The 17,573-nt window shown below is 64.9% G+C and carries 16 protein-coding genes; 2 read left to right on the forward strand and 14 right to left on the reverse strand.

Annotated features, from left to right (window positions below; all coding sequences use genetic code 11):
* Positions 1-21: 21 nt before the first annotated feature.
* On the reverse strand, positions 22-204 hold the full coding sequence (gene rpsU, locus ACESY8_RS01850; RefSeq protein WP_009259223.1) for a 30S ribosomal protein S21: 183 nt from the start codon (positions 202-204) through the stop codon (positions 22-24).
* A 167-nt stretch (positions 205-371) separates the two neighbouring features.
* A complete protein-coding gene (leuS, locus tag ACESY8_RS01855) occupies positions 372-2,798 on the reverse strand; it encodes a leucine--tRNA ligase (protein ID WP_009259224.1) in 2,427 nt (808 codons plus the stop codon).
* Positions 2,799-2,967: 169 nt separating this feature from the next.
* On the opposite strand from leuS, the gene ACESY8_RS01860 reads away from it, so the two are divergent.
* The gene (locus ACESY8_RS01860; RefSeq protein ID WP_498794523.1) at positions 2,968-3,408 is read left to right on the forward strand and encodes a hypothetical protein; all 441 of its coding nucleotides are present in this window, start codon (positions 2,968-2,970) and stop codon (positions 3,406-3,408) included.
* A gap of 3 nt (positions 3,409-3,411) precedes the next feature.
* Positions 3,412-3,858: a hypothetical protein gene (locus tag ACESY8_RS01865; RefSeq protein ID WP_054338537.1), complete on the forward strand. Its 447-nt coding sequence runs from the start codon at positions 3,412-3,414 to the stop codon at positions 3,856-3,858.
* A 150-nt stretch (positions 3,859-4,008) separates the two neighbouring features.
* Here the strand turns inward: ACESY8_RS01865 and ACESY8_RS01870 are convergent, their stop codons facing one another.
* From ACESY8_RS01870 to smc, 12 genes are all read right to left on the reverse strand, one after another.
* Positions 4,009-5,304: a DUF4179 domain-containing protein gene (locus ACESY8_RS01870; protein ID WP_204682585.1), complete on the reverse strand. Its 1,296-nt coding sequence runs from the start codon at positions 5,302-5,304 to the stop codon at positions 4,009-4,011.
* Positions 5,301-5,810: an RNA polymerase sigma factor gene (locus ACESY8_RS01875; RefSeq protein ID WP_498794525.1), complete on the reverse strand. Its 510-nt coding sequence runs from the start codon at positions 5,808-5,810 to the stop codon at positions 5,301-5,303. Before ACESY8_RS01875 ends, ACESY8_RS01870 begins: the two co-directional genes overlap by 4 nt.
* 112 nt (positions 5,811-5,922) lie before the next feature.
* Positions 5,923-6,282 (reverse strand): ribosome silencing factor, encoded by a 360-nt coding sequence (gene rsfS / locus ACESY8_RS01880; protein ID WP_009259229.1) that lies wholly within the window; start codon positions 6,280-6,282, stop codon positions 5,923-5,925.
* 12 nt (positions 6,283-6,294) lie between these two features.
* Entirely contained in the window at positions 6,295-7,665 is a 1,371-nt protein-coding gene (locus ACESY8_RS01885) for an LCP family protein (protein WP_498794527.1), read from the reverse strand.
* A 16-nt stretch (positions 7,666-7,681) separates the two neighbouring features.
* Positions 7,682-9,139, reverse strand: coding sequence for an LCP family protein (locus ACESY8_RS01890; protein ID WP_007495303.1), 1,458 nt, complete (start codon positions 9,137-9,139; stop codon positions 7,682-7,684).
* The gene (nadD, locus tag ACESY8_RS01895; protein WP_054338535.1) at positions 9,139-10,347 is read right to left on the reverse strand and encodes a nicotinate (nicotinamide) nucleotide adenylyltransferase; all 1,209 of its coding nucleotides are present in this window, start codon (positions 10,345-10,347) and stop codon (positions 9,139-9,141) included. Before nadD ends, ACESY8_RS01890 begins: the two co-directional genes overlap by 1 nt.
* 19 nt (positions 10,348-10,366) lie before the next feature.
* On the reverse strand, positions 10,367-10,690 hold the full coding sequence (yhbY, locus tag ACESY8_RS01900; protein ID WP_054338534.1) for a ribosome assembly RNA-binding protein YhbY: 324 nt from the start codon (positions 10,688-10,690) through the stop codon (positions 10,367-10,369).
* Between the two features lie 42 nt (positions 10,691-10,732).
* On the reverse strand, positions 10,733-11,323 hold the full coding sequence (gene rdgB / locus ACESY8_RS01905; RefSeq protein ID WP_054338533.1) for an RdgB/HAM1 family non-canonical purine NTP pyrophosphatase: 591 nt from the start codon (positions 11,321-11,323) through the stop codon (positions 10,733-10,735).
* A 4-nt stretch (positions 11,324-11,327) separates the two neighbouring features.
* The gene (gene rph, locus ACESY8_RS01910; protein ID WP_007495310.1) at positions 11,328-12,044 is read right to left on the reverse strand and encodes a ribonuclease PH; all 717 of its coding nucleotides are present in this window, start codon (positions 12,042-12,044) and stop codon (positions 11,328-11,330) included.
* A gap of 58 nt (positions 12,045-12,102) precedes the next feature.
* Positions 12,103-13,002 carry a signal recognition particle-docking protein FtsY gene (ftsY, locus tag ACESY8_RS01915; RefSeq protein WP_054338532.1) on the reverse strand — a complete coding sequence of 300 codons (900 nt, stop codon included), beginning with the start codon at positions 13,000-13,002 and terminating at the stop codon, positions 12,103-12,105.
* 23 nt (positions 13,003-13,025) lie between these two features.
* Positions 13,026-13,523 (reverse strand): transposase, encoded by a 498-nt coding sequence (locus ACESY8_RS01920; protein WP_054338531.1) that lies wholly within the window; start codon positions 13,521-13,523, stop codon positions 13,026-13,028.
* A 245-nt stretch (positions 13,524-13,768) separates the two neighbouring features.
* Complete coding sequence (smc, locus tag ACESY8_RS01925) at positions 13,769-17,338, reverse strand: chromosome segregation protein SMC (protein WP_054338530.1); 3,570 nt, start codon at positions 17,336-17,338, stop codon at positions 13,769-13,771.
* Positions 17,339-17,573 lie beyond the last annotated feature (235 nt).

Consider the following 17,573-nt stretch of genomic DNA (forward strand, 5'->3'; position numbering starts at 1 on the left):
CGGCGCGGGGGTTTGTGATTCTTAGTAATACTTCTTGCGGTTCTTGCGGGCGGCCTCAGACTTCTTGCGGCGCTTGACGCTCGGGCTCTCGTAGTGCTCACGCTTGCGAACCTCGGCCAGAACGCCCGACTTGGCGCAACTGCGCTTAAAGCGCTTGAGTGCGTTCTCCAAGGACTCGCCGTCCTTCACATGGACTTCCGACATTGACTTCCCCTCCCTCCGAAGCGGCGGGATTCCACCGCCAAAGGGCCACATAGATATGGCTTTAACAGAACCATTGTATTCGATCCTTTTGCAGTTGTCAAGAGCGGATTTTGATTTCCAGCATTCTGTTTTTACTGTTCCTGGAAAAACGGCGGCTCCTCACCAGCTCACTTCGCAATCAGGTTGACCAGCTTATTGGGTACCAGAATGGTCTTGACCAGCTTCTTGCCCTCGGTGAACTTCTGCACCTTGGGATCGGCCAGGGCGGCGGCCACCACGGCCTCCTCCCCGCTGTCCACGGGGACGGTGATGGTGCCGCGGAGCTTGCCGCACACCTGCACGGCCATATTCACCTCGGCGTCCACGGTCTTGCTGGCGTCGTAGGCGGGCCAGCTCTGCTGGCAGGCCATGCCGCCCTTCTCGGCTGCAAAGCCCAGGGTCTCCCACAGCTCCTCCACCATGTGGGGGGCAAAGGGGGAGAGCATGAGCAGCAGGGCGGCGTAGTCGCCCTTGGAGCAGCCGTTCTGGTAGAAGTCGTTCACCAGGGCCATCAGGGCGGCGATGGCGGTGTTGAACTTCATGGCCTCGATGTCGTCGGACACCTTCTTGATGGTCTTGTGCACCGCGCTCTCGTTGGCCTTGGAACAGCCGGCCTCCTCCGTGAGGTTCTCCGCCAGGTTCCAGACCCGGTCAAGGAAGCGCTTGCAGCCCTTGACGGCGTTGTCGCTCCAGGCGGCGGCCTTTTCAAAGTCGCCGATGAACATGATATACAGCCGCATGGTGTCCGCGCCGTACTGGGCCACCACGTCGTTGGGGTTGATGACGTTGCCGCGGCTCTTGGACATCTTCTCGCCGCCCTCGCCCAGGATCATGCCGTGGGAGGTACGCTTTTTGTAGGGCTCCTTGGTGGGCACCACGCCGATGTCGTACAGGAACTTGTGCCAGAAGCGGGAGTAAAGCAGGTGCAGGGTGGTGTGCTCCATGCCGCCGTTGTACCAGTCCACGGGGCTCCAGTAGTCCAGGGCCTCTCTGGAGGCCAGGGCTTTCTCGTTGTGGGGGTCCATATAGCGCAGGAAGTACCAGGAGGAGCCCGCCCACTGGGGCATGGTGTCGGTCTCCCGCTTGGCGGGGCCGCCGCAGCAGGGGCAGGTGGTGTTCACCCAGTCGGTCATCTTGCTCAGGGGGGACTCGCCGTCGTCGGTGGGCTCGTAGGAGTCCACCTCGGGGAGCAACAGGGGGAGCTGCTCCTCGGGCAGGGGCTGCCAGCCGCACTTCTCGCAGTACACCATGGGGATGGGCTCGCCCCAGTACCGCTGGCGGGAGAAGACCCAGTCGCGCAGCTTGTAGTTGACCTTGGCCGCGCCGATGCCCTTCTCCTCCAGCCACTGGATCATGGCGGGGATGGCGTCCTTCACGGTCTTGCCGTTGAGGAAGTCGGAGTTGACCAGGATGCCGGTGTCGTCCTTGGCGGTGAAGGCGGCCTGCTGCACGTCCTCACCACCGGAGACCACCTCGATGATCTCGCAGCCGAACTTCTTGGCGAACTCCCAGTCCCGGTCGTCGTGGGCGGGTACGGCCATGATGGCGCCGGTGCCATAGGTGGAGAGCACGTAGTCGGAGATGAAGATGGGGATCTCCCTGCCGTTGACTGGGTTGACGCCCCGCACGCCGTCCAGGCGCACGCCGGTCTTCTCCTTGTTCAGCTCCGTGCGCTCCAGGTCGGACTTGGAGGCGGCGGCCTTCTGGTAGGCGGTGACCTCGGCGGCGTTCTTCAGCGCGCCCCCCTCCAGCCACTTGCGCACCAGCTCGTGCTCGGGGGAGAGCACCATATAGGTGGCGCCAAAGAGGGTGTCCGGCCGGGTGGTGTAGACCACGATGGCGTCGCCGGTGGTGGCCTGGAAGGTGACCTCCGCGCCGGTGGAGCGGCCGATCCAGTTCTTCTGCTGGGTCTTGACCCGCTCGATGAAGTCCAGCCCGTCCAGATCGTCGATGAGGCGCTGGGCGTACTCGGTGATCTTGAGCATCCACTGGCTCTTCTCCTTGCGGATAACGGGGGAGCCGCAGCGCTCGCACACGCCCTCCACTACCTCCTCGTTGGCCAGCACGCACTTGCAGGAGGTGCACCAGTTCACCGGCATGGTGGTCTTGTAGGCCAGGCCGTGCTTATAGAGCTGGAGGAAGATCCACTGGGTCCACTTGTAGTAGCTGGGATCGGTGGTGTTGACCTCCCGGCTCCAGTCGAAGGAGTAGCCCAGCATCTGTAGCTGCCTGCGGAAATTCTCGATGTTGTCGTGGGTCACCTTAGCCGGATGGATATGGTTCTTGATGGCGTAGTTCTCCGTGGGCAGGCCGAAGGCGTCATACCCCATGGGGAAGAGCACATTGTAGCCGTCCATGCGGCGCTTGCGGGCCACCACGTCCATGGCGGTGTAGGGCCGGGCGTGGCCCACATGCAGGCCCTGTCCGGAGGGATAGGGGAACTCCACCAGGGCGTAGAACTTGGGCTTGTCGCTGTGATTCCCGGTCTGATAGACTCCGGTTTCCTGCCATTTCTTCTGCCACTTCGGCTCAATGGCGGCAAAATCGTATTTCAAATCTCTCACGCTTTCTTTCGATCTGTCTCGTCCGCGACGGGCATATAATCTGTGATATTATAATCGAAAAGCGGCCGGTTTGCAAGGGGTGTGCTTGACTTTTCCTGCTTATCCAGATAAGATGGAGGCGACAAAGAAGGGAGCGTGTATGGACATGGGAAGCAGGCGCATGCAGATCGTCGGAATCGTCCTGGCCGTGCTGATGGCCGCCATGCTGGCGGGCACCCTGTGGGCGTACCGTCCGGTCTCGCTGGCGGAGGCGGCGGACGCCCGCACAGGGCTGGAGTCCAAGGTGGCGGTCGTGGTGCGCCTGGATGAGCTGGACGGGAATGGTACCTTCCATGAATATCAGGCGTACGATCCCGCCCTGCTGGAGCAGATGGAGCTTCTGGTGGACACCGCCCGGCTCCGTCTGGTCCGGCGGAGCTCCACCGCCCCCCTGGACGGCATGTGCATGGTTCTCATCATCGGGGAGGATAACATCATCTGCTCCTTTGACTACAACCTGGATACCAACGCCATCTACATCGGGGACCGGATTTACGCGCTCCGCTCCACCCAGTCGGAGCCCCTCTCCGAGCTGGTTTCCGCCGTCTGCGGGGAGGTGTAGGACGTGGGCGTGCAATGGAAGTATCTCTGGCCGGTGCTGGTGCTGGCCGCCGCACTGACGCTCGGGCTGGGGGCCGCCCTCCGGTTTCTCCGCCCAGCCTCCCTGGGGGAGCGGATCGGCGTGGCGGAGGGCGCGTCCCTCCGGCAGGTAGTGGTGGAACGCAGCGACGGCGGCGGGCATGGCTCCCACGAGAGCAGCGAGCCTGCTCTGCTGGCGGAGCTGTCCTCCCTGCTGGCGGACACCCGGCTGCGCTATGACGGGCTCACCGACGGCGGCGTCCCCGTCTCCCCCGCCGCCTATACCGTCACGGTCTATTCCGCCCCGGCAGAGGAGGGGCGCACCTTCGGCGTGGACAGCCAGGGGCGCGTCTACCAGGACAACCGGCGCTATTCCGCCTCCCCGGAACAGGCGGAGGAGCTGACGGCCCTCCTGGAGCGCATCTGCTCCTAAAGCCGTCCAGAGGCCGCCTCCTTCCATTCTACAGCAGCACGGCCATCTCTCTTTACGAAATATAAACTACACACATTTCCATCGAAGTAAGCGGCAAAAAGCGGCATGCGGGGGAATTCCCCCGCACGCCGCCGGCCTGTTTCCCCGTGTTCAGTTCAGCGGGATGGTTACCGCCTCGTCCTCCAGCAGAATACAGTTAGGCTGCCAGAAGCACACGCCCGCTACCTGCCCTGCCAGCATCTCCGGGTAGCTCCAAGTCACAATCCAGTTTCCGGTTTCCATATCGCGTTTCCATTCCTTGGCACCACCCAAAGCCAGCTCCGCTCCGTCAGCATTCAACAGGCCGAAGTCCGGGGTGTACGCGTCGCTCAGCCCCAGAATCCCCTCTGCACGAAACACCGCCGTTGCCTGCTTCTCTCCCACATCCAGCGACAGGAGCGTATAGCCGTTATCCGCTCCCTCGTCAGTCAGCGGGAGATCGTCCAGGCTGCCGGATACCCGATGCGTGCCGCCGTCTGCCGTCCAGGGCACCAGGGTGAGGGATGCCATGTTGGTGCGGCCGCCCTGAAATTCATAGAAATTGGAGCGGGTGCGAAGGCTGCCGGACACAAGGCCGTAGGGACTGTGCGGCAGCACCGTTCCCTGGTCGTCCCGCAGGATGAAGTGGGTAAAGGGGCGGTCACTCCTGGCGCTCAGCACCAGCCCTCCCCCGGAGGGAGCCACTGCCACCTTCTCCACAGTGATACGCTGTCCGTCCACCGTAAAGGGCAGGTTCGGCTCCGCCACCAGACTCTCTCCATCAGGGGCGGTTTTATCCACCAACAGCTCAAGGCTCCAGTTCCCCCGTACCTGGGGCACCAGCTGGTCGGTATATACCTCCAGTTCCACAACGGCGGGCAGGACGGTCATCACCGGGCAGCGCTGGGTCAGCTGAACAGTATGGCTATCCAGCCGCTCCCATTCCGTCCTCGCCCCCCAGAACTCCAGCTCGCGGCCCTCCGCCCGCAAATTCAGTGGCCAGACCGCGGGCCCCGCCCCCTCCTCGCCGCCCCAGTCGGGGATCGGTTCTTCTCCGGTGACGGTGGCGTAGAGGGTAATAAACGCCTCGTCCACACCGATGCCGTCCAGGGTGAGGGTGTAGCCCTGGTCGGTGACCGACGCCCCCACCTCGGCGGAATAGGGCTGGAAGCCCTCCGCCGTACCGCCGAAGCCGCCGGGCCGGGCGATCAGCTCCAGCGCGCCGGAGGCCGCCGCCACGCCGCCCACGCACAGGGCCGCCGCCAGAACCCCGGCTACCGCCCACCGGCGGAACCGGCGGGGGCCGGGCTTTCTCCGTCCCTCCGGCAGCCCCTCCAAAATGGCGTCCATGCGCCCGTCAAAGCCCTGCGGAATTGGGCAGTCCTCCCGCCGGGCCCGCTCTTTTAACCGTTCATCCAACCGGTTCATATTTTGTCCTCCTCCTGTAGTTGCTCCTTCAGCCGCTGGCGGGCCCGGCCCAGCCGGGACTTCACCGTTCCCTGGGCCACCCCCAGCACCCGGGCGATCTCTGCCACGGGCAAATCCTCGTAGTAGTAGAGGGTCACGGCGGCCCGCTGCTCCTCCGGCAGATGGAGCACCGCATCCCACAGGCCGCCGGGGAGCGCGTCTTCCGCGCCGCCGGCCAGCGGCTCCAGCTCGTCGGTATAGATCACCCTGCTGTCCCTCCGCCGCTGCTCATAGGCGCAGTTGACCGCAATCTTCAGCAGCCAGGCGCGGACCGCTCCCCGGGCCCGCAGGCGGTCCCAGGACTGCCAGGCCCGCAGAACAGCCTCGCCCCCCGCGTCCTCCGCGTCGGCGTCGCTGTCCAGGATGCTCCGGGCCGCCCGGAACATGCCGTGGCTGTGCTCGGTCACCGCCGCAGCAAATTCCTCCCGCGCCGACGCCCGGCCCGCGCCGTCTCTGGTCTGTTCCATGTGCTCACCTCGTCTTTCCTTGTCCGGACACCCTATAGATGCATGGGCGGGCGGTTTGGTTCCCTCTCCGCGCAAAAAAAGCCCGGCGGGAGTCCCGCCGGGCTTTTTTGCGTTAGTTTTCGGTCAGCACGCCGGACAGATCCACCGGCGCGGCGTCGCTCCACAGGCGCTCCAGGTCGTAAAACTCCCGGGCCTCCTCGTTGAAGATGTGCACCACAACGGAGGAGAAATCCAGCAGGATCCAGGTGCCGCCCCGGTGGCCCTCCACATGGTGGGGGGGCTCCCCGGCGTCCTTGAGGGTCTTCTCACAGACATCGGCCAGGGCCTTGATCTGGGTGGTGGAGGTGGCGGTGCAGAGCACAAAATAGTCCGCCAGGGTGGTCAGGTGGCCGGTCTCCAGGCACTTGATATCCTGGCCCTTCTTGCTGTCCAGCGCCTTTACGGCGGTCAGGGCAATCTCGTTTGCAGTCATCTCATTCTCCTTCTATTCAATGGGCTCCATGCCGGGACCAAAGCCGTCCACGGGCACGTCGGGCGCCGGGGCGGAGGGCGTGGCCTCCGGCGTCACCGTTGGCGTGGCCTCCGGTGTGGCCGTCGGAGTGACCGACGGCTCCGGGGTGTCGGGCACCTCCGGCGCGGGGTTGTCGGTGGGCTTGGAGCTGCCGGAGTTCCCCTTCGCGGGGGGCTTGGCGGCCTTGGTATCCTCCACATGGCCGCGGGTGGAGGACAGGCTGCCGTCCTCGTTGACCTGCATCAGATCCAGCTCGTTCAGCTCAATGTCCTCCAGATAGGGGTTGAAGCAGGTATTCACCAGCTCCAGCATCTCGTCCGGAATGGGAGTAACATAGGACTGGTAGTTTTGGTACGTCCGGCTGTAGACGCTGGCCCCCCGGTTGGGCAGGGTCATAAAGTGCACGTTCTCCATGCTCAGGCCGCCCACGATGGCCTCCTTGGCAAACCAAGCCAGGTTGTTCACCGTCAGGCTGCCGTTGGTGTCCACGTTGTCCAGGAAGATCTGGGCCATTTTGGGGATGGTGCCGAGGCTGATGCTGTTGAGGCACTTCTCAATGACCGCCTTCAAAAAGGCCTGCTGGGTCTCGATGCGGCCCAGATCGCCGTTGGGGTAGCCGCCGTATACGTTTCCATAGGCGTCGGAGTTCTTCCGCCAGCGCAGAAGCTGCATGGCCTTGTCGCCGTCGATGTCCTGGAGCCCGGCGCTCAGGTGGATGTGCAGGTTCTGGGTGGGGTCGTCGTAGTTCATGTCGATGGGCACATCAAACTCCACGCCGCCGATGGCGTCCACCAGCTCGCCCACCGCCTCCCACTCCACCACGATGGTGTAGTCCGGCTGAAACCCGATGAGGTAGGAGACCTCCTCCTTGAGAAATTGGATGCCGTCCTTATCGTAGTAGGGCGCGTAGTTGTATACCGAGTTGATGCGCTTGATGTCCCACGGCACGTTCACCATGGTGTCCCGGGGGATGCTCATGACGTTTAGGGTCTGGTTTGGGATGTCGTAGGCCATCACCATAAGAGTATCGGTATTGCCGCCGCCGCCCGTGTCCCGGCCCACCAGCAGGAAGGTATAAAACTCCTCCTTGCGGTCGCCGGAGAGGCGGGGGCCCTCGCCAAACTCATAGTTTTGGTCCTCGTCCGGCCGCTCCGCACCTGGCTCCGGCAGCGGGGGCTTGACCACCAGGAGGCGGTAGGCGGCGAAAACCGTCACCAGAACCGCCGCCAGAATGGCCAAAACCAGGCACGCAATGCGCAGGGCCTTCTGCCTCGGTGTGAGGGGCGTGCGGGGCTTTCCAGCCCGCGTTCCACCCCGGCTTGTCTTTTTGTTCTCAGGATTCATCCGTTTCTATCTTCCTTTATTCCACCGGCACCATGCCGGGTCCGTAGCCGCCGTCCGGCGTGGCGGCCGGGGGCGGCGTCATGGCTGGGGTGTTCTCCGCCGGGGGCGGGGTCGGCTCCGCGGAGGGGACGGCGGGCGCCGGAGTGGCCGCCGGGGTCTGGACCGGAGGCGGCGTCTGCCCGCCCGGAGTGGATATGGCTGGGGGCTGGCTTCCGCCCGGGGTGGACGTGGCCGGCGGCGTGCCCGGCGGGCTTTCGACCGGAGCGGAGGTTGCGCTGGGCGTGGTTTCCGGCTTAGGCGTAGCCTGGGGCCTGGGCGTCGTGCCCGTGCTGCTGGAGCCGGGTCGCTTTCCGGCCAGATTCAGATCCCGCAGGCTGATGTCCGACTGATAGGGGTTGAAGCCCTCATTGACCATCTCCACAATCTGGCTGCCCACGGGCAGCAGGTGGGCGTCCCCAGCGGACTGGTTGGGCAGGGTGACAAACTCCACGCTGTCCATGTCCAGCTTGCCGATGGCCGACTTGCCGAAGTAGGCCAGATTGCCCACGCTCAGATCGGTGGTCACATTCTTCTGGAAGATACTGATATAGTCCATCAGGTTGCTCAGCAGCACATCGGGCTGGAGGCACTTGCGGACGACCTCCTTGAGGAATGCCTGCTGGGTCTCGATGCGGCCCAGATCGCCCATGGCGTAGCCGCTGTTGAGAATGTGCCCGCTGTCATCGCTGTTATGCCGCCAGCGGAGCACACCCATGGCACCGTTGCCGTCCAGAAGCTGATAGCCAGGTTGGAGGTCAATTTTGAAGTGCTGGGACAGATCATTGTAATACATGCGCCGCGGCACGTCAAAATATACGCCGCCGATGGCATCGACCAGCTCACCCACTGCCTCCCACTCCACCAATACATAGAAGTCGGGGGTCACGCCGGTGAGGGAGCCCACCGCCTTTTTCAGGGCCTCCACGCCGCCTTCCTCGCCGCCGCCCCGGCTGTAAACCGAGTTGATCATCACGGTGCGGCCGTTGTAGATGACATAGGTGTCACGGGGAAGGCTCATGACGCTGAGCTTCTGGTTGGGCACATCGTAGGCCGCCAACAGCATCGTATCGGTGTTGCCGCCGCTGACGCCCGCCACCAGGAAAGTGTAAAACTGCTCCTTGCGGCCGGCGGACAGGCCTGGGATCTCCACCTCTACCTCCTCACCCTGCTCGTTGATGATGGTGGTGTGCCGGGGGGTGGGAGTGGGGAGGGCCACCTCCGGCGGGGCGCTCATGAGGCCGAACACAATCGCCCCCGCCACGATGATGGCCGCCACCACCGTCAGGGCAATATACAGCCCCAGCAGAATCTTCTGCTTTTTGGTGCGCGGCCGGCCGGGCTTTTTCTCCCGCTTGGTCTCTTTTTCCCGCCGGGGACTCTCCGGCTTCTGTACCCGGGCGCCGCCCCGGTGGTTCTTTCTCTGTTCCGGGTTCATCAATCACTAGTTCCTTTCGTCTTGCTCCGCAGCCAATCCCGGGCCTTTACCGTATTGGGGTGCACGGGCAGGCCCCGCTCCGCCATCTCCTGTATGCTCATCTCGCATCCCAGGAGCACCGCCGCGTCCAGATCCTCATAGGCCAGCGCCCGCAGGCGCTCCACCCCCGGAAAATCCCGGGTTGGCTCCATGTAGTCGGCGATATAGAGAAGCTTCTCCAGCAGGGTCATGGCGGCCTTTCCGGTGGTGTGCCAGAAAATGGCCTCATAGATGTCGTCGCTCACCCCGTACACGTGCCGGGCCACACACGCGCCCGTCTTGGAGTGGAGGAGCTTGACGGCCTGCTGCTCCAATTCGTCCAGTACGATACCATATTTCGCGCATAATTGCAACTGCTCGTCCAGTTCCAAATACTTGGTGCAGTCGTGGAGGATCGCCGCCCGGCGGGCGTGCTCCTCGTCGGCGCCCCAGCGCCGGGCCAGCCGCACCGCCTCCTCCTCCGTGCCCTTCACGTGGGCGATGCGCTTGGCGCGGATCATGGAGTAGGAGCAGGCCCGCAGCTCCCGGTCGGGCAGGTGCTTCAAATCCCGCCCCGCCCCGTAGAGCCCGTGGCGCAGGATGTACCCGTACACCGCCGGGGGCAGATACTCCCAACCCTCACCGCGGGCCAGCAGCTCCCGCAGCCGGGTGGAGGACACGTCCACCACCTGGGGCAGTTGGAGGACGCACACCTTCGCCCCGAAGGTCTTGCGCAGATGCTCGGCCTGGATGGTGAGCAGCTCCCCGCAGTCGGCCTGGGTGCGGGCAAAGGCGCAGATGCCCGCCAGGGCGGTGATCCGCTCCGGCTCCCGCCAGTTCTGGAGGGTGAGGAACATGTCCGTCCCCATCATCAGCCACAGCTCCGCGCCGGGGTTCTGGGCGCGGAGCTGCTCCAGGGTGTCGGCGGTGTAGCTCTTGCCGGGTCGGGAGAGCTCCATGTCGCTGACGCTCACCCGGCCGGGCAGGAGCAGGCCGTCGGCGGCCAGCTCCACCATCTCCAGCCGGGCCTCCGGCCCGGGGGCGTCGGGTGGCAGGCGCTTGTGGGGCGGCAGCGCCGCCGGTACAAACCGCAGCTCGTCCAGCCCCAGCGCGTCCAGGGCCAGCCGGGCGGAGGTCAGGTGCCCCAGGTGGGGCGGGTTGAAGGTGCCGCCGTAGATGCCGAGCTTCATAGGCTTCCCCTCCTCTGCGTTACCTGCGCTTCCTGTCCGTCACCAGTACGATCTTGTCCTTTTTGTCCTTCTTATGGGTTGGACGATACAAAACGAATTTGGTTCCAATCACCTGTACCACCTGGCTCCGGGTGGCCTCCGCCAGGGCCTCGGCCGCCTCCCGGCTGCTCAGCAGGCTGTTCTCCAGAACCTTGCCCTTGATGAGCTCCCGGGCCTCCAGGGCGTCGTCAGCCTGCTTCACCAGGTTGTCCCCGATGCCGTCCTTGCCCACATGCAGGATGGTGTCGATGCTGTTGGCCAGGCCCCTCAGCTGGGCCCGCTGTTTGCTTGTCAGTTCTTCCATAGACCGGTCTCCTTTTGATCTACCCTCCTGCGGGAAGGCATTTTACTTGTTCAGATACTGCTCCAGCTTCTCCCGAAAGGCCGTGAGCGCATTCCCCCGGTGGGAGATGGCGTTCTTCTCCGCCGGGGAGAGCTCCGCAAAGGTCTTTTTCAGGGCGGGGACAAAGAAAACGGGGTCATAGCCGAAGCCGTCCTCCCCCTTGGGGGCGTAGGCCAGGGTGCCGGGGCACTCCCCCCGGGCCTCCACCCGGTCCCCGTTGGGAAAGCAGCAGCAGATGGCGGAGACAAAGCGACACCGCCGGTCCAGCTGCCCCCGCATGTTCTCCAGCAGGAGCCGGTAGCGGCCCACGTCGTCCAGCCCCGGCCCGCCGTAGCGGGCGGAGTACACGCCGGGCGCGCCGTTCAGTGCGTCCACACACAGGCCGGAGTCGTCCGCGATGGCGGGCAGGCCGGAGGCCTCCATCACCGCGCGGGCCTTCAAAAAGGCGTTTTCCTCAAAGGTGGCACCGGTCTCCTCCACGTCCACATCGACGCCCACCTCGGACTCCAGCACCACCTCCACCCCCAGCCGGGAAAGGATGTCCCTCATCTCCACCAGCTTATGGGCATTCTTGCTGGCCAATACCAGTTTCATACATTTAGCCCCCCAACACTTGTCTCTGAATGTTCTGGAGCTCCCGGATGCCCTTGGCGCACAGCTCCACCAGGGCACGCTGCTCCACGATGGTGAAGGGCCGGCCCTCACCGGTGCCCTGGAGCTCCACCAGCTCCCCCGCGCCGGTCATGACGCAGTTGAGATCCACCTGGGCGTGGGAGTCCTCTTCATAGCACAGGTCCAGCATGGGCTCGTCCCCCACGATGCCGGCGGACACCGCCGCTACACAGTTGGTCAGCGGCATCTCCGGCAGGACACCGTCCATCACCAGCTTGTGCAGGGCCAGGCTCAACGCCACAAACCCGCCGGTGACGGAGGCGGTGCGGGTGCCGCCGTCCCCCTGGAGTACGTCGCAGTCGATCGTAATGGTGCGCTCTCCCAGCTTTTTCATGTCCACGCAGGCCCGCAGGGCGCGGCCGATGAGCCGCTGGATCTCCGCGGAGCGGGGGGACAGCTTCAGCTTGGCGATATCCCGCCGGGATCGCTCCCGGTTGGCCCGTGGCAGCATGGAATACTCGGCGGTGACCCAGCCCTCCCCCTCGGGGACGTGGCGGGGCGCGCCCTCCTCCACGCTGGCGCAGCAGAGCACATGGGTGCTGCCGCAGCGGATCAGGCAGGAGCCCTCCGCAAATTGATTGATGTTGGGGATGATCTCCACGGGCCGGAGCTGATCCGCCGCCCGTCCGTCGATTCTCGCCATGTTACGGCCTCCAATCTCCAATATGCGGGCCGATGAGGGCACCGGCCCATACTGCTTTTTAAACAAGGGCTTCGACAAATTTCTCCGCCTCAAAGGGCATCAGGTCGTCGATGCCCTCCCCCACGCCGATGAATTTCACCGGCACCTGAAGCTCCTGGGCGATGGCAATGACAATGCCGCCCTTGGCCGAGCCGTCCAGCTTGGTCAGGACGATGCCGGTGATGCCCGCGGCCTCCTTGAACTGCTTGGCCTGGATCAGGCCGTTCTGTCCGGTGGTGGCGTCCAGCACCAGCAGGGTCTCCCGGTCGCAGCCGGGCAGCTCCCGGTCCACGACGCGGCTGATCTTGTTCAGCTCGTTCATCAGGTTCTGCTTGTTGTGCAGCCGCCCTGCGGTGTCGATGAGCACCACGTCTGCGCTGCGGGCCTTGGCGGCGGACAGGGCGTCAAAGACCACCGCCGCAGGATCGGCCCCCTCGTACTGGCGGACGAGCTCCACGCCGCTGCGCTCGCTCCAGATCTCGAGCTGGTCGGCAGCGGCGGCCCGGAAGGTATCGGCGGCGGCCATCAGCACCCGGCGGCCCTCCCCCTTCATCCGGGCGGACAGCTTGCCGATGGTGGTGGTCTTGCCCACGCCGTTGACGCCGATAAACAGGGCCACCGACGGGGCGGTGTCCAGCCTCAGCTCCGGCTCCCCCACCTGGAGCATGTCGGTGAGCACCTGGCGCAGGCACGCCCGCGCCCCCTCCATGTCCTTGATCTTCTCCGCCTTCACCCGGCGGCGCAGCTCCTCCACGGCTTTCATGGTGGTCTCCACCCCCATGTCGCCCAGAATCAGCGTCTCCTCCAGCTCGTCGTAAAAGTCGTCGTTCAGCTCTCCGGCGAAGAGCTGGTCGAAGGAGTGTCCGATGTTCTCCTTGGTGCGGGTCAGCCCCGCCTTGATCTTTTCAAAAAAGCCCATGTGGTGTCGGTTCCTTTCGTTGTTCAGACATGGTATTCATCCTCCGCCCAGCGGGCGGGGTTATGCTCGATATAGCTCCAGTGGTTGAGAAGGTCGTTCTCATCCCGGATGATGTGGTCGTGATAGGATGCCTGCCAGAGCGGGCGGCCGCACACGCGGTTGGTGTAGCGCTTGAGAGAGGAGACAAAACTCGGCACGCGCATCCCAGTAGGGCGCGGCATCCCTGACGCGCCGTTTCCCTCTCTGCAGACGCACAGCAAAATGTGAACATGATTTGGCATGATGACCGACGCCGCAATCTGAATTTGGGCGTCATGTCCGGCCAGATAGTCCATCGCGTCCTGAACGCACCGGCCGGTCTCCGACAACCGTACCAGCGGCGCGTCAGGGATGCCGCGCCCTACAATCTCGCTCAGGATGGGGAGCCGGTTCTGGGTGCAGAGGGTAAGAAAATATACTCCGCTCCGGCTGTAATCATACCCGCGCAGGCGCGGATGTACCCGCTTTGGAAGTTCTGTCACTTGATGTGCAGCTCCTTCTCCACGTCGTTCAGGTTGATGGTCAGTATCCGGCTCACGCCCTGCTCCTTCGTCGACGCAAAGCCCGCTTCGCTCGGAACTCCCGCAGGCGGAAATTCCTCGCCCGCTCCCTTGCGTCTCCTCTCCCCGGCGAACCCGTTTCACTGGGCTTCGCCGGGGTCTGCTCATACCCTGCGGCACAGGTGCGGCCTGCCCCTGCTGGGTGTTGCCGTCCGCCGCGTCCGGCGTCATTTGATGTGCAATTCCTTCTCCACGTCGTTCAGGTTGATGGTCAGTATCCGGCTCACGCCCTGCTCCTGCATGGTGACGCCGTAGAGCACGTCGGCCTCCTCCATAGTGCCGCGGCGGTGGGTGATGACGATGAACTGGGTCTTGTCCGCCATCTGGCGCATGTAGCGGGCGAAGCGCACCACGTTGGCGTCGTCCAGGGCGGCCTCGATCTCGTCCATGACACAGAAGGGGGTAGGCCGCACCTTCAGAATGGCGAAGTAAAGGGCGATGGCCACGAAGGCCTTCTCGCCGCCGGAGAGGAGGGAGAGCACCTTGAGGGCCTTTCCGGGGGGCTGCACCCGGATTTCAATGCCGCAGTTGAGGATGTCCTCCGGCTCCTCCAGCTCCAGGGTGGCCTTGCCGCCGCCGAACAGCTCGGTAAAGGTCTGCTGGAACGCCTCGTTGATGACGGAAAACTGCCGGGCGAAGATGGTTTTCATCTCCTCGGTGATGTCGGCGATGATGCCCTCCAGCTCCTTCTTGGACTTGAGCACGTCGTCCCGCTGGTCGGTGAGGTAGGTGTACCGCTCGTTGACCCGCTGGAACTCCTCAATGGCATCCAGGTTGATATTGCCCAAGCCGGAGATCGCCTTTTTCAGCTCGCCCACCCGGCGCTGGGCCTTGGGGACGCTCTCCAGCTCCACCCGCTGGGCGCGGGCGGCCTCATGGGACAGCTCATAGGTCTCCCACAGCTTGTCCAGCAGGGTTTTCTCCTCCAGGGCGGCGGCGGCCTTCCTCTGTTCTAAGACGGAGACCTCCCGCTCTAAGTTTAACAGTTCGCTGTTTTTTTCCCGCGCCTGCTTGTCGGCCTGGTTGCGCCGGGCCTCCAGTGACAGCTTCTCCTCATTGATGCGGGCGATGGCCTCCTGCCGCTCCCGATTCTCCTGGCGGATGGCCTGGAGCCGCCGTTCCTTCTCCAGGATCTCCTCCTCCAGGGCGGTGTTCCTCTCCTCAAACGCGGTGAGCATCCGCTCCCGCTCGGCCCGGTCGCCGGTGAGATCCCGCCGCAGGGCCTCCAGCTCGGTAAGGCTCTGTCCGGCGGCCTGCTGCTCCGCCTCCAGGCCGGCCCGGCGCATGTTCAGCTCCGCGATGGCCTCCCGGATACCGGCGGTGCGCGCCTGGAGCTCGCTCTGGCCCTGGGCCTTGCCCTCGGCTTCGGCCCGCAGGGCGGCGGCAGAGCCCTCCAGGGCCTCAATGCGCGCCCGGGCGGCGGCGGTATCCGCCTCGGTCTGGGCGGAGCGGGCCTGAATCTGCTCCAGCTCCCGGCGCTGCTCGTCCCGGCGGCGGGAGGCGTCGGCGAGCTGGGCGTCGAAATGGGCCAGCCTCTCCTCCAGCTTGAGGATGGCATCCTCGTGCTGGCGCTGCTGGGCCTGGGCGGTCTCCACCTCGTATGCGGCGGCGGTGGCCTCCCGCCTGGCCTCCTCCATGGCCTGGGCGGCGGTGGTGCGCTGCTCCTCCACACCGGCGCGCTGCCGGTTCAGCCGCTCCAGCTCGTTGGCCCGGCTGAGGATGCCCGCGCTGCGGGACACCGAGCCGCCGGTCATGGAGCCGCCGGGGTTGAGCACCTGGCCGTCCAGGGTGACGATTTTGAAGCGGTGGCCGTATTTGCGGGCCATGGCGATGGCCGCGTCCATATCCTCGGCCACCACGGTGCGCCCCAGCAGATTGGAAAAAATCCTCTGGTAGTGGGGGTCGAACTGCACCAGCTCGTCCCCCAGGCCCACGAAGCCCGCCTCCCCCCGCACGCCCTGCTCCCGGAAATCGGAGGGGCGGATGGTGGTCAGGGGCAGGAAAGTGCTCCGGCCGCCGTCCCGGCGCTTGAGGTACTGGATGGCGGCCTTGCCGTCCTCCTCCCGCTCCACCACAATGTGCTGCATGGCGCCGCCCAGGGCGGTCTCAATGGCCACGGTGCAGTGGTCGGGCACGTGGAGCAGCCCGGCCACCGGGCCGTGAACTCCCTTGAGCTGGCCCCGCCGGGCCTCCCCCATCACCAGCTTTACCGCCTTGGAGTAGCCCTCGTAGAGCTTCTCCATCTCGGAGAGCATGTGGATACGGGAGTGGAGGGCGTTCTCCTCCATCTGGAGCTTGACATGGCGCTCCTCGGCCTCCTTGGCCTTTTTCCGGCGGGACTCCAGCCGCAGGCCATAGCCGTTGAGCACATTCTGGAGGGAATCCCGGTCCTCCCGGGCCTGGGCCAGCTCCTTTTGGGCCGCGTCCCGGCCCTCCTGAAGCTGGCGCACCCGCTCCTCACCGGCGGACAGCTCCTGATGCACCGCCTCATCCCGGTCCAGCAGCTCCTGGGCCGCGGCGGCCAGGGCGGAGAGCAGAGCCCTGGCCTCGGAGGCGGAGGCGTTTTCCACCGCCTCCTTCCGGCGCAGCTCCTCCAGCTCTCCGGCCAGGGTGCCTGCGGAGCGGACGGCCTCCTCGGCCTCCCCCTGTTTCGCGGACAGCTCCGCCGCCAGGGCGTCCAGCTCGCCCACCAGCGCCTCCAGACGCTCCTTCCGCTCGGCAATCTGGGCGCCGATGGAGTCGGCCCGCCCCTCCTGCTGCTCCAGCTCCCGCTGGATGCGGTCCCGGTTCTCCAGGTTGTTCTGGATGTTGGCCCGGAGTACCGCCACGGCGTTTTCCAGTCCGTTGGCGTCGGCCTCCCGCTGCATCATCTGGAAGCGGACGCCCTCGGCCTCCACGTCCTTGTCCCGCATCTGGGCGGCGTGCTCCTCGGCGGCGGCGTAGAGGGCCTCCACCGCCCCCTGGGCCTCCTCCTTCTGGCGGACGGCGTTCTCGTAGTCGGACAGGGTCTTGATGGCCCCCGCCCGTATTTTCTCCAACTGCTCCAGCCACAGGGAGATCTCCAGCCCCCGCAGCTCGTCCCGCAGCACCAGGAATTTCCGGGCCTTCTCGCTCTGGGCGCGGAGGGGCTCCACCTGGAGCTCCAGCTCGTCGATCTTGTCGGTGATGCGCACCAGATTCTCCTGAGTACGCTCCAGCTTGCGCTCGGCCTCCTCCTTCCGGTGGCGGAAGCGGGAGATACCGGCGGCCTCCTCAAAGACCTCCCGGCGGTCGGCGCTCTTGACGGACAAAATCTCGTCAATGCGGCCCTGCCCGATGATGGAGTAGCCCTCCCGGCCCAGTCCGGTGTCCATGAACAGCTCGTTCACGTCCTTCAGGCGGACGGAACGGCGGTTGATGTAGTACTCGCTCTCCCCCGAGCGGTAATACCGCCGGGTGACCATCACCTCGCTCTCCTCCATCGGGAAGATGTGGTCGGTATTGTCCAGCACCAGGGAGACCTCCGCGAAGCCCTGCTGTCTGCGCACCGCCGTGCCGCCGAAGATTACGTCCTCCATCTTGCCGCCCCGCAGGGCCTTGGAGGACTGCTCCCCCATGACCCAGCGGATGGCGTCGGAGATATTCGATTTCCCGCTTCCGTTGGGGCCCACAATGGCGGTCATGTCCTCCCCGAAGGAGAGCACCGTCTTGTCCGGAAAGGATTTGAACCCCTGGATTTCCAGCGCTTTTAAATACAAGGTCTGCACCTCGCCATGTTATCATTCTGAATAAATTATTATACCAAGGAACGGCGTCCTTTGCAAACCCTTTTCCACAAAAACGCGGAGCGCCTGAGCGCCCCGCGTCTGGTTTGGTGGTACACGGCGGGCAAACCATTTCGCAGGGACGGATACCTACATCCGCCCGCCGTACACCAGGTTTTGCACCGCCCCAGGCCCTGTGAAGGCCTGACAGGACGGGGGGCCATAAAGG

This window comes from Clostridium sp. ATCC BAA-442, from assembly GCF_964239415.1.
Lineage (GTDB): Bacteria > Bacillota > Clostridia > Oscillospirales > Oscillospiraceae > Flavonifractor > Flavonifractor plautii.